Annotated in this window: 9 protein-coding genes; all 9 read right to left on the bottom strand. The window is 66.1% G+C overall.

Annotated elements, in window-relative coordinates; all coding sequences use genetic code 11:
- A complete protein-coding gene (locus tag AC07PE_RS11795; RefSeq protein ID WP_498764458.1) occupies positions 1-1,221 on the bottom strand; it encodes a hypothetical protein in 1,221 nt (406 codons plus the stop codon).
- 104 nt (positions 1,222-1,325) lie between these two features.
- A complete protein-coding gene (locus AC07PE_RS11790; RefSeq protein ID WP_498764456.1) occupies positions 1,326-2,915 on the bottom strand; it encodes a methyl-accepting chemotaxis protein in 1,590 nt (529 codons plus the stop codon).
- Between the two features lie 54 nt (positions 2,916-2,969).
- Positions 2,970-3,647, bottom strand: coding sequence for a GntR family transcriptional regulator (locus AC07PE_RS11785; protein WP_498764454.1), 678 nt, complete (start codon positions 3,645-3,647; stop codon positions 2,970-2,972).
- Positions 3,644-4,573, bottom strand: a complete 930-nt coding sequence (gene kdgK / locus AC07PE_RS11780; RefSeq protein WP_498764452.1) for a 2-dehydro-3-deoxygluconokinase — start codon at positions 4,571-4,573, stop codon at positions 3,644-3,646. The genes AC07PE_RS11785 and kdgK overlap by 4 nt, the downstream gene beginning before the upstream one ends.
- Positions 4,574-4,679: 106 nt before the next feature.
- Positions 4,680-6,809 (bottom strand): glycoside hydrolase family 28 protein, encoded by a 2,130-nt coding sequence (locus tag AC07PE_RS11775; RefSeq protein WP_498764450.1) that lies wholly within the window; start codon positions 6,807-6,809, stop codon positions 4,680-4,682.
- Positions 6,810-6,836: 27 nt separating this feature from the next.
- Positions 6,837-8,108 carry a porin gene (locus AC07PE_RS11770; protein ID WP_498764448.1) on the bottom strand — a complete coding sequence of 424 codons (1,272 nt, stop codon included), beginning with the start codon at positions 8,106-8,108 and terminating at the stop codon, positions 6,837-6,839.
- A 23-nt stretch (positions 8,109-8,131) separates the two neighbouring features.
- Complete coding sequence (locus tag AC07PE_RS11765) at positions 8,132-9,436, bottom strand: MFS transporter (RefSeq protein ID WP_498764776.1); 1,305 nt, start codon at positions 9,434-9,436, stop codon at positions 8,132-8,134.
- Positions 9,437-9,477: 41 nt separating this feature from the next.
- Positions 9,478-10,905 carry a tagaturonate reductase gene (locus AC07PE_RS11760; RefSeq protein ID WP_498764446.1) on the bottom strand — a complete coding sequence of 476 codons (1,428 nt, stop codon included), beginning with the start codon at positions 10,903-10,905 and terminating at the stop codon, positions 9,478-9,480.
- 2 nt (positions 10,906-10,907) lie between these two features.
- On the bottom strand, positions 10,908-12,506 hold the full coding sequence (locus AC07PE_RS11755; protein ID WP_498764444.1) for a UxaA family hydrolase: 1,599 nt from the start codon (positions 12,504-12,506) through the stop codon (positions 10,908-10,910).
- Between the last annotated feature and the right edge of the window lie 14 nt (positions 12,507-12,520).

The following is a 12,520-nucleotide window of genomic DNA, read 5'->3' as shown; positions in this document are numbered from 1 at the left end:
TTAATCGCTCAGGTAAGCCTCGGCGCCCTCCGGCTGCCCGCCGGCGTCGAAGCCGCGCGCCACCAGAATCCCGTCCAGCCCGACCGTGCCTAGGCCGTCGCACAAGTCCTCCATCTCGGTTTCGAGGTCGGCCGCCAGGTCGAGCGGCTTGTCGATCGAGGCCAGCGGCGCGCCGCCGTCCAGCGGATACAGGTTGATGCGCAGCGCCGCATGGTCGACCAGGTCGACCGGCGCCACCACGGCCTTGATGCGCTCGGGCGCGACATCCAGCTCTTCCAGGCGGGCGTTGACCTCGGAAAGGGTGGCCAGCATGCCCAGCTCGGCCACGCCCTGCCCCTTGGCGCCGTAGAACAGGTCCTGGTAGAGGAAGTTCAGCTCGATGTCCGCCGGGTTCGAGGGCGCCAGGCTGCGCGCCAGCAACGGCTGGATGGTGCCGGCCCACATGCGGTAGCGTGCCAGGCGGCCTTCAAAGTAGGCATCGGCGCCCGCCTCGTCCTTCGGCACCTTGTAGAAGGGATCGTCGGCGTGCTTGAGCGAGAAGCCGAGCAGGAAGCGCAGCTCCATCGCTTCGTCGTCCGGGCTGTAGCCGCTGGCGTGCCAGCCGCGCATGCTGGCTTCGATGGCCGGCGCAGCGACCAGCTTCTTGCTGCGCATCGAGGCCGCGGCTTCCTTCAGCATCTGCTGCAGGCCGCTGTAGCCGATGTGGTCGACCTCGTCGAGGTCGTACAGGTAACGCACCAGCACCACGCGGCTGTCGGCGCTGGCCAGGCCGGCATGGCGGAAGCTGTCGCTCAGTTCCTCGAAGGCGGCATCGTCCTGGAATACCTCTTCCGCCTTCAGGCCACCCTGGCTGCTGACGAACAGCGGGATCATGAAGGCGTCGATCTCCAGCTCGGCGCCGTCCTCGTCGCGCAGGTGCAGGGTCGCGGCCTCTTCCTCGATGTGCTCCTGCAGGTAGCGGCAGCACTCGGGATCGGTGTAGCGCGCGGCTTCGATGGCGCTGTAGAGCACCTCGTCATGGTTGCGGCGCAGCGAACGGCGGACCAGGGTCAGCAGGTCCTGCTCGTTCTGGGGGCGGCGTGCAGCCGCCTGCACGTCCTCGGGGTCGGCCTCGGTGATCTCGAGCGCGAGATCGACCAGGTTCTGGGCCAGCGCCTCGTGGTCTGCCTCCGCCGCCGGTTTCGCGGGTTTGCGGGGGGCTGGGCGCTTATTTTTTGGCATGGCGACAATCGTAAAAGGTGAACAAGGCCCCATGTTATCAAATGGCGCAAAAAAACCCTCGCATACCGCCAGGCACGCGAGGGTTCGGGAAGGAATCGCGACGATCAGGCAGCCAGGCGCAGCTTCGGTTCCGGTGCCGCAGCGGGCTTGCCGGCCCAGTTGTCCTCGAGGCGGAACACGGCCACCAGCTCGGCCAGTTCGCGCGACAGTTCCTGCAGCGACTGCGCGCTGACGGCGGCTTGCTCGACCAGGGCGGCGTTCTGCTGGGTGACGTCGTCCATGCCCATGATGGCCTGGTTGATCTGGTCGATGCCCTGGGTCTGCTCGCCGCTCGCGCTGGAGATCTCGCCGATGATGGTGCTGACCTGGCCGATTTCGCCGACGATGGCCTGCATCGCCGCGCCGGCCTGGCCGACCAGGCGGCTGCCGTTGCCGACTTCCGCCACCGAGGCGCCGATCAGGCCCTTGATCTCGCTGGCCGCCGTGGCAGAGCGCTGGGCCAGCGATCGCACCTCGCCGGCGACGACCGCGAAGCCCCTGCCCTGCTCGCCCGCACGGGCGGCTTCGACGGCCGCGTTCAGCGCCAGGATATTGGTCTGGAAGGCGATCCCGTCGATCACGCCGATGATGTCGGCGATGCGCTTGCTCGAGGCTTCGATCGCGCTCATGGTGCGCACCACGTCGCCCATCACGGCGCCGCCGTCCGCGGCCGCCTGCGAGGCGCGCGTGGCCAGTTCGTTGGCGTGCAGCGCGTGCTCGGCGTTCTGGCGCACGGTGCCGGTCAGTTCTTCCATCGCCGCCGCGGTCTGTTCCAGCGCGCTGGCCTGCGACTCGGTGCGCGAGGACAGGTCCAGGTTGCCGGCGGCGATCTGATGCGAGGCTTCGGCGATGGTGCGCGAGTGGTCGCGGATGTGGCGCACGGTGCCGGACAGCTCGTCCTGCATGCGGGCAATCGCGTTCAGCAGGCTGTCCTTGCTGGCGCCGTCCAGGTAGACGGGGCGCGACAGGTCTTTGTCGGCGATGCGGCGGGTGATGGCGGCGGCAATGGCCGGGTCGGCGCCCAGCACGCGCGAGATCGAGCGCACCACGTTCCAGCCCAGCAGCGAGATCGCCGCCAGCGCGGCCACGAACACGGCCGAGAAGCGGCCGGCCGAGTTCCAGAACATGGCGTCGATGTCATCCGAGAAGAAACCGGTGCCGATCCACCAGCCCCAGGGTTCGAAGGCGATCACGCCCTGCAGCTTCCCGCCCATCTCGCCGGTCTTCGGGTGCTTGGCCTTGACCGTGACCAGGGCCACGCGGTTTTTCGCCAGGCCCTCGCGGTAGGCCAGCGCGTCAGGCCGGCCGTCCAGGGTCTCGCCTTGGGCGATCTTGCCGATGTTTTCCGGCTTCGGATGCACCAGATTCAGCCCCTCGGGCGTGCGCGCCCAGTAATAGCTCTTGCCGTCGTTGTTCAGCTGGGTCAACGCTTCCTTGGCCGCGGTTTGGGCCTGCGCTTCGGTCAGGCGACCCTGCTTTTGTTCGTCGTAGTAATGGGCGACAAGGTGCTCGCCCATCGCCAGCATATTGGTGATTTCCGCTTCGCGGTCGTGCTGCATGGCGCGCTGCAAGGTGGTCAGGCCGAGGCCGCCAAGCGTGGCGAGCGCGACAACCGCTGCGCCAACGAGAATGAGGAGACGAGTCGATACTTTCATGATGGATCTTTTACAGCGGCGCACCGGGATGGTGCTAGTTGACGTACGGCAATTCTAACGTAGGGGGCGTTGGTTCAGGTGGCTTGTGAAGAATTCCGGACGCAGTTTTCGTGTGATTTCCAACACCGGCATCACATGGTCGAGGTGTTCGCGCAACGCATTCACCGCTGCCACCGGATCGCGCGCCTCGATGGCGGCGACGACGGCGCGGTGTTCCTCGAGCACCCCGGCCATGCGGCCTTCCAGCGGCAGGGTCAGCTGACGGTAGCGGTCCATCTGGGTCTTGGCTTGCAGGATGATCGGCCACACGCCGGGATAGCCGGACAGCTCCGTCAGCGCCGCATGGAACATCTCGTCGCTGCGGTGGAAGGCGCGGAAATCCTTGGCGGCGATCGCCGCTTCCTGCTCGGCCAGGATCGCACGCAGCCGGGAAGCGCCTTCCGGGCCAGCGCGCTCGGCCGCCTTCTCGATCACGGCCGTCTCCAGCGCATGGCGCACCAGGTTGGCCTCTTCCAGCTGGTCCAGCGGAATGCGGGCGACGAAGGTGCCGGAGCGCGGGATCACCTCGATCAGGCCTTCGTCCGCCAGGCGCTGCACGGCCTCGTGCACCGGCGTGCGGCTGGTGCCGAACTCCTCGGCGATCTCGCGCTCGACGACGCGCTCGCCCGGCAGCATGCTCATCTCGACGATGCGCTGGCGCAGGCAGAGATAGACGCGGCGCGATGCGTTCATGCCGGCATCAGCTCGCGCGCGATGATGGCGCCGCGGTGGCGGATCACGGTCCCGGCCAGCCTGTGTCCGGCGCGCGCGGCGGCTGCCGGATCCTGGCCGGACAGGCGCGCCGCCATGTAGGCCGCGCCGAAGGAATCGCCGGCCGCGGTGGTGTCGACCACGTCGCGCACCGGCTCCGGCGCCACTTCATGCAGTTCGCCGTCGGCCCATACCACGCAGGGCTCGGCGCCGCATTTGACCACGACTTCCTTGACGCCGTAGCCGCGCGTGCGGGCGACCACGTCGCGCGCCGTTTCCTGGCCGTAGATGGCGTGCTCGTCGTCCAGGGTCAGCAGCGCGATGTCGGTATGGGCCAGCACGCGGCGGTAGACTTCGGCCGCGGCCTGGGGGCTTTCCCACAGGCGCGGGCGGTAGTTGTTGTCGAAGACGACGCTGCCGCCGCGCGCGCGGCACTGGGCCAGCGCGGAGATCAGCAGTTCGCGGTCGGCCGCCGACAAAATCGCCAGGCTGATGCCCGACAGGTAGACCATGCGCGCGCTGGCCAGCTGCACCAGCACCTTGCCCGCTTCCGGCGCTTCGAGCCAGTGGCGGGCGGCGGAATCCTTGCGCCAGTAATGGAAGCGGCGCTCGCCGCTTGGGTCGGTCTCGATCATGTAGATGCCCGGCAGGCGCTCCGGCAGGCGCTGCACGCAACGGGTATCGATGCCTTCCTGCTCCCAGCTGGCCAGCATCTCGGCCGACATGCCGTCGACGCCGAGCCCGGTCACGTAGGCCACGCGTACCTTGGCCGGGTCGAGCAGGCGCGACATGTAGACCGCCGCGTTGAGCGTATCGCCGCCGAAGCGGTAATCCATGCCCGTGCCGCCTGCGCTGCGCTGCAGCTCGATCATGCATTCCCCGATCGCGTAGACCGTTTGTGCTTCCATGTAGGTTCCTCGATGTTCTGCGTATTTCAAGACCAAAGCCCCGCCCGCCGGTGGGCAGACGGGGCTCGGTTGCTACAGTTTACCGCATTGCTCAGTGCACTTTTGCTCAGTGCGCCGAATCCCAGGTCGAACCGAAGAAGTTCGACGCGCCAATGGCCGGGAAGTCGACATAGGCTTTCGAGCAGTCCACGACCTTAGCCGGATCGACGGCCTTGGTCGGCACGCCGTTGATCACGTTGCGGTTGTCCGCGGTGGCGATCAGCGGCAGGTTCACGCCCTTGACCGTCAGCTTGGCGTCCGAGGTCGTCAGCGTGACTTCGTCCGGGTTGTCGGCCACCACGTTGGTCATGTTCATGACCAGCGGGTACTGCGGGTTGCCGAAGCCGCCGGTGTTGGCCTGGAAGCCCTGCAGCTTGACCGCGGTCTTGCCCTGGATGCGCACGTTCTCCATGGTGATGTCATGGAAGTTCGGGAACAGCGGACCGGCCGCGGGCAGCGCCTTGGTCGAGTAGTAAGGGGTGAACAGCAGCGCGTTCAGGCCGTTCTTGATGCAGATGTTCTTGTAGTGAACATTGCTGACCTCGCCGCCACGGGCGTAGTCCGACTTGATGCGCAGGCCTTCTTCCGAATCCCAGAACGAGTTGTCGTACACCTCGATGTTGGTCACGCCGGCATTGGTCTCGGAACCGACCGAGATGCCGTGGCCGTAGTAGATGTGGTTGTGCGCCACGACCATGCCGTGCTTGCGGTCCGAACGGACGTCGCGGTTGCCGTCGATGCCAGGCAGGCCCGAGCCGGCCGGGGACGGGTTCTGGCTGCCCTTGAAGGCCATGTCGTCGTCGCCGGTCGACACGTAGTTGTAGGCGAACACGAAGTTCTTCAGGTAGCCGTCGAAGGACATCTTGGCCGCCGACTTGCCGGTGGAACCGGTGGCCAGGTAGTCCGAGATGGCTTTCGAAGCCGAACCCGGGTCGAAGGCGTCGGTGTTCTTGACGTTGTCTTCGTTGAACACTTCGCCGGTGTACAGCGGGTTGCCGTTGCCGGCCGGGTTGGCGAACGCCGCCAGCGACGGGGTCTGCACCTTCACGCCCCACACGGTCAGGCCATCGACGCCGCTCGGCACGACGTGGAAGTTGGCGCTGTTGTTCAGGGTGATGCGGTACAGGGTCAGGTTCTTCGCGTAGTTGAAGACCATCATGCGGAAGTTCGACTGCGAACCGAAGCCGGTGGTGCCGTTCTGGACCATGTTGCCCAGGTAGGCCAAGTCCCACCAGGTCATGTTGCGGGCCGAGGACTTCGAATTCACCACGGTGCCGCCGTTGTCGCAAGCGGTACCGTCGGTAGCTTGCTGGCCTTTGGCATAGGACACGTAGGTGTTCGAGCAGGTCATGTCGACCTTCATCAGCGGGTACAGCTTGTCCGTGGTGACGATCTCGGCGTAGCCGCGGCTGTCGATGGCACCGTCGCCCATCACGGCCGAGTTGACCAGGTTGTTACCGCCGATCAGCGGCAGGCAGTTCGACGAGGAACCGGCCTTGCTCGAGGAGACGGCGGTGTTGGCGCAGTACGGGCCGGCCAGGTTCGGCGCATAGGCCTTGGCGTCGCGGGTGCCGTAGAGGGTCACGCCCTTGTCGATCCACAGGGTCACGCCCGACGGCAGGGTCAGCGGGCCGGAAATGAAACCGTCGCCGCCCTTCGGGTTGACCACCAGGCGCACGGCGAACTTGCTGGCCTTGTAGGTCGGCTTGGCCAGTTCTTCGCCCGACACGCCGGCGATGTTGACGTTCGGCTTGGCGGCGGCCTTCTGGGCCGCGGTGGCGGTGGCGTCTGCAGCGGCAATCTTCGCGCCGACTTCGGCTTCGACGGCGGCGCCGCAGGCGTCCAGCGCGGCCTGGATGCGGGCCTGGTCGGGGTTGATCACGGCCGGGTCCTGGGCGATGCCCACGCCGGCCTTGTTCGGGTCCGCTTCCGGCGGCAGCGAACCGTCCGGGCGGCGCACCAGTTTCGGATTCGCTTCCAGGGTCGCGCAGACCTGGGTGTCCGACGGCAGCGTCGGCTCGGCCGGCAGGTCCGGATCGTAGGATGTGGTGCCGACCTGGACCACGCTCCCCGCGGTGTAGGTTACGGCCGATTCGGCCGAGCCGCCGCCCCCGCCGCCGCCACAGGCGGCCAGCGATGCGGCGATGGCCAGCATCGGCACAACGAGACGGACGTCATTCATTACTTGCTTGCTCATTGCTTGTGTCTCTCTTTATTCAGCTGCTTAGAAGCGTGCGATCAGACCGATGCCGAAGGCGCGCGGGCTGTTGCCCGGCGCCAGGAATGCGTCTTCCTTGCCGGCGTTGTTGCTGTACACCGGCGCCTGGCCCAGGTTCACGTTCTGCTGGGCGTGGTTGCGGATCTTGGTGTAGTAGACGTAGGGGCTCAGGTAGCGGTTCAGGTTGTAGATCGCGCCGAGCGAGTACTGGTTGGCGGCGTAGTCGCTTTCCTTGCCGAAGGTCGCGCCCTTCAGGTCGAACAGCTTGCCGGCCGAGGCCATGATGCTGGCCTTGCCGATGTCCTGGGCCACGGACAGCATCACGGAATTCTGCTTCATGGTGCCGAAGGTGGTGGTGGTGTAGAAGCTGCCGGCGGTCGGGACCGAGGTTTCCTCGTAGCCGTACTTGCCCTGCTCGAAACCGAGGCCGATGGTGGTGTTGGTCGGCAGCTTGTAGCGGCCGATGACCTTGGCGAAGCTGGTGTTCACGCCCGAGGTATCGGTGGTGCGGAAGCCGTAACCGGCCACTGCCGCATCGGTGTCGACGCCGGTGTTGTTCTGGCGGTCGTAGCCGGCGCCGATCGAGAACGGGCCGTAGGTGTATTTGGCGGCAACCGACCAGCGGCCGCGGTTGGTGTTGCTCTCCTGGTTCTCGTCGAAGCCGTAGGAGGCGCCGACCTGCAGGCCGAAATAGCTAGGGGACAGGTAGTGCGCCGAGTTCTTGTAGCGCGCTTCGCCGCGCGAGAAGATGCTGTCGAAGTTGCCCGACATCTGGGCCGAGGTGTTGTTCCACACGTCCAGGCCGTGCACGGTCAGGCCCAGGTTGCCACCGAACTCGCCGCCCGAGCCGATCAGGCTGCGGTAGACCGAGTCATTGTTACCGACCACGAAGGAGCCGAACTTCGCGCTCTCGATACCGACGTAGCTGTTGCGCGAGCTGAGGGTGGTCGACTCGCCGCGGGTGTTGACGCCGCCCTGGTCGAAGTTGTTCAGCGCGGCTTCCAGCTGCCACACGCCTTTCAGGTCGTCGGACACGCCGATGTTGCCGCGGAAGCCGAGGCGCGAATTGCCGTCCGAGACCCGGCCGCGGGTGCTGTAAGGGGTGGCGCCGCCCTGGGCCTGGACCGACTCCAGCTGGCCGTTGAGGAAACCGTAGATGGTGGTGTCGACCTTCATGTTGGCCAGTTCGCCGAGCGTGGTTTCCGCCATCGAGACATTCGACAGGCAGGCCAGTGCGGCAGCGGCCAGGAGGGTCTTCCTGGTGATGAAATGCGTCATTTGATGCTCTCTTCTGTTACGAATTACGGGTTGTGCGCCGCCGGAACGGTCGGCACGGCTTTCAAGGGTGGACGCGGGGTGCCGGAGGTGCCCTCCCGCACCAGCATCCAGACGACGATGGCGGCAAGCACATCGAAAACGGCCAGCACGACGAACATCGGGCTGTAGCCGACATGGGTGACCAGCACGCCGAACAGCAGCGTGAACAAGGTCGCTCCCAGGTAGCCGGACATGCCGGCAAGACCGGTGGCGGTTGCCACTTCGTTCTTGCCGAACACATCCGAGGTGATCGAATACAAGGCACCGGACAGGGTCTGGTGGGCGAAACCGCCGATGCACAGCAGGAGAATCGCGGTGTAGGGGCTCTCGACCAGGCCCACGCAGCCCGGCGCAACCATCGACAGCGAACCGATCACCACCACCCACTTACGCGACTGGAACAGCGATACGTTGAAGCGCTTGTGGATGATCGGCGACAGGTAGCCGCCCAGCACGCAGCCGATGTCGGCGGCCAGGAAAGGCAGCCAGGCGAAGGCGGCGATCTCCTTCAGGTTCATGTGGCGCTCGGTGGCCATGTACAGCGGGATCCAGGCATTGAAGGTCTGCCAGGCCGGCTCCGACAGGAAGCGCGGGATCGCGATCGACCAGAAGTTGCGGCTCCTGACGATCTGGCGCCAGCCGGCCTTCCTCGCGTCGTCGCTGTGCTTCGCCTCCTGGCCCGACAGGATGTAATCGCGCTCCGCGTCACTCAGCAGCTTCTGGTCGCGCGGATGCTTGTAGAACAGCGCCCAGATCAGGGTCCAGACGGTGCCGATCGCGCCGACCACCACGAAGGCGGTCTGCCAGCCGGCGTGCAGGATGCACCACACCACCAGCGGCGGCGCGCACAGGGCGCCGATCGAGGAGCCGATGTTGAACCAGCCGATCGCCACCGAGCGCTCCCTGGCCGGGAACCATTCGGTGGTGGCTTTCACGCCGGCCGGGATGCCGGCCGCTTCCGTCAGGCCCAGTAGACCACGGAAAAAGGCCATGCTCTGCCAGCCGGTGGCCAGCGCCGCACTGGCGCAGGCCAGCGACCAGGCCAGGGCGAACACCGCGAAGCCGATCTTGGTGCCGATCGCGTCCAGCACGTAGCCGGCCACCGGCTGCATCACCGCATAGCAGACCTGCCATGCGACCACGATGTAGGAATACTGCTGGGTGTCGATGTGGAGCTCGGCCATCATGGTCGGCGCGGCCACCGACAGCGTATTGCGCGCCAGGTAGTTGACGATCAGGCCGAGCGTGACCAGCCCGACCATCCACCAGCGCATGCCACGGAATTTCATTCCTGTTGCTTTCATGTCGTCTCCTGCTTGTTATTTTTTAATCAGGCCAGCAGCTCGCGCACGCCCTGGCGGCCGAGCTGTTCCAGCGCGACGGTCAGCGCATAGGTCAGACCCGGCACCTCGTTCAGGTCCCTGCCCCACAGCGCGCGATTCGCCAGCCAGCCCGATGCCAGCTGGGCCAGCGACCACTCGCCGGCGCCGACCTTGCCCCAGGCCTGGGCGAACCAATCGAGGTTGGCTTTGTCGTCGGAGAGCTCGATCACGCCGCCGCGGTACAGCAGCATGGTCGCGGCCAGGGCCAGCACCAGGCGGCGCGGCATGCGGCCCGCGTTGAGATCGATATAGCGCAGCAGCTGCGGCAGCACGCGCGCGGCGAACTTGCTCCAGCTGTTCAACGCGATCGAGGCCAGGCGGTGGTGGATCGCCGGGTTACGGAAGCGCAGGACCACGTCTTCCGCATAGGCTTCCAGCTCCTTGCGGTCCATGCCGAGGGCCGGGATGATCTCGTCGGCGATGGCCGCGCGCAGGAAACGTCCCACGCCTTCGTCCTCGACCGCCGGGCCAACGGCTTCCAGGCCGGCCAGCAGCGCGACCGGCACCAGCGTGGTGTGGCCGCCGTTCAGGATGCCGACCTTGCGCTTCTTGTAGGGCGTGATGTCCTCGACCAGCTTCACGTTGAGGTTCGCGCCGGCCAGCTTCAGCTCTTCGCCGACCCATGCCGGGCCCTGGATCACGAACAGGTAGTAGTACTCGGCCGCCACCAGGAACTGGTCCTGGTAGCCGAGGTCCTGTTGGATCTGTTCGGCGTCCGCGGCCGGGTAGCCGGTGACGATGCGGTCGACGAGGGTCGAGCAGAAGGTGCAGGCTTGCTCGATCCAGGCGTCGAAGGTTTCCGGCAGCTTCCACAGGCGGGCGAAGTGCAGCACCGCCTTTTTCAATGCGGGTCCGTTCTGGTCGATCAGCTCGCAGGGCAGCAGCACCAGGCCCTTGTCCTTGGCGCCGCCGAAGGCTTCGAAGCGCTTCAACAGGAACTGGGTCAGTTTCGCCGGGAAGGCCGACGGCGGCGTATCGTTCAAACCATCGGTCTCGTTGACGGCGATGCCGGCTTCGGTGGTGTTCGAAACGACGAAGCGCAGGTCCGGATTGCTTGCCAGCGCCAGGTAGTCGCCGTACATGGTGTTCGGATCCAGTTCGCGCTGGACGCATTCGACGGTGCGGTATTCCTTGACGGGGGCGCCCTGCTCGTTCAGGCCGCGCACCAGCACGGTGAACAGGCCGTCCTGTACGTCCAGGAGCGGCGCGCTGGAGCCGCCGCGCGGACGCACCACCACCACGCCGGCATTCAGGCCGGTACGCTCGTTCAGGAGGTCGACCTGCCAGTCGAAGAAGCCGCGCATGAAGTTGCCCTGGCCGAACTGGAGGATCTTGATGGGCAGCGCGAAAGGCGCGCTGCGTTTCAGTGCTTGCATAATCACAGCGAAATATCGCGCTTCCAGAAGATGAAGTCGTACTGCTGCAGGCGGTCGGCCTTGCAGGTGTACTTGCCGCTGGCGGTGTCGACGACCATGTCGAACAGGCCTTGCGCGACTTCCGGCAAGGGCTTGCCTTCGATGATGGGACCGCAGTCGTAGTCGATCAGGTCGTTCAGCTTGGCGGCGACGCGGCTGTTCGAGGAGATCTTCAGGACCGGGATGATCGGGTTGCCGGTCGGCGTGCCGAGACCCGTCGAGAACAGCACCACGTTCGCGCCCGAGGCCACGATGCCGGTCACCGATTCGACGTCGCCGCCGGGGGTGCACAGCAAGGAGAGGCCGGGCTTGTCGGTCTGCTCGCCGTAGTCCAGGACCGAGACGATGGGCGAGGTGCCGCCCTTCTTCGCGGCGCCGGCCGACTTCATCGCGTCGGTGATCAAGCCGTCACGGATATTGCCGGGGCTCGGGTTGTCGGCGAAATGGGCGCCGACCGCCAGCGCGCGCGCCTCGAAGTCGCGCATCATGCCCAGGAAGCGGCGCTTGTCCTCGTCTTCCACGCAGCGCTCGATCAGGTTGGCCTCGACACCGCACAGTTCCGGGAACTCGGCCAGGATCGAAGAGCCGCCCACGGCGACCACCATGTCCGACACATAGCCCATGGTCGGATTCGCGGAGATGCCCGAGAAGCCGTCCGAGCCGCCGCATTTCACGCCGATCTTCAGGTGCGACAGCGGCACCGGCTGACGCCGGACCTTGTTCGCTTCCTTCAGGTTCGTGAGGGTGTCCTGCAGGACCGCCTTCATCATCTTTTCTTCGGATTCCCACTGCTGCTGTTCATAGATCAGCACGGGCTTGTCGAAGTCCGGGTTCTGTTTGGCGAGGGCTTCCTTGAACATCGCGATCTGCGCGTTCTGGCAGCCCAGCGAGAACACGGTGATGCCGGCCACGTTCGGGTGATCGGCATAGGCGGACAGCACCTTGCACAGCGAGCGTGCGTCGGCCCGGGTACCGCCGCAGCCGCCGTTGTGGGTGATCACGCGCACGCCGTCCAGGTTCGGGAAGGGACGAACCACCGGCTTCGGCGCTTCCATGTCCTCGCCCAGCAGCTGGAAGGTCAGCGTGGCCAGGTCGTCGGTAGCGTAGCCGAGCGGACGCTCGAGCGCATTGCGCAGGTGCTCGACGTTGCGGTTCTCGCAGAACACCAGCGGGAAGATCAGCCAGTAGTTGGCGGTGCCGACACGGCCGTCCGCACGGACCACGCCATCGAAGGTGGCGCCATCGAAACGGGCGACGTCCGGCGGGGTCCAGGTATAGGGCTTCGACTCGCCGATCTCGACTTCGGAGGCGTAATGCGCCAGGTTCTCGGTGGTGACCGCCTCGCCCTTCCTGATGGGCTGGGTGGCCTTGCCGACCGGGACGCCGTACATGTTCAGCACATCGCCGACGGCGAAGGCGCGGCGCGCCAGCTTGTGCTTGGTCTTCACCGGCGTCGAGACCAGGATGTTCTCGTCGTTCCAGGTGACGACATCGCCCGGATTGAGGTCGGTCAGGGCGACCAGCATGCTGTCGTCCGGGTGGATGCAGATTACTCGTTGCATGAACGTGCAGCCTC

It is taken from the genome of Telluria sp. GW821-FHT07G12, from assembly GCF_059418525.1.
This window is presented reverse-complemented; position numbering and strand designations above follow the sequence as displayed.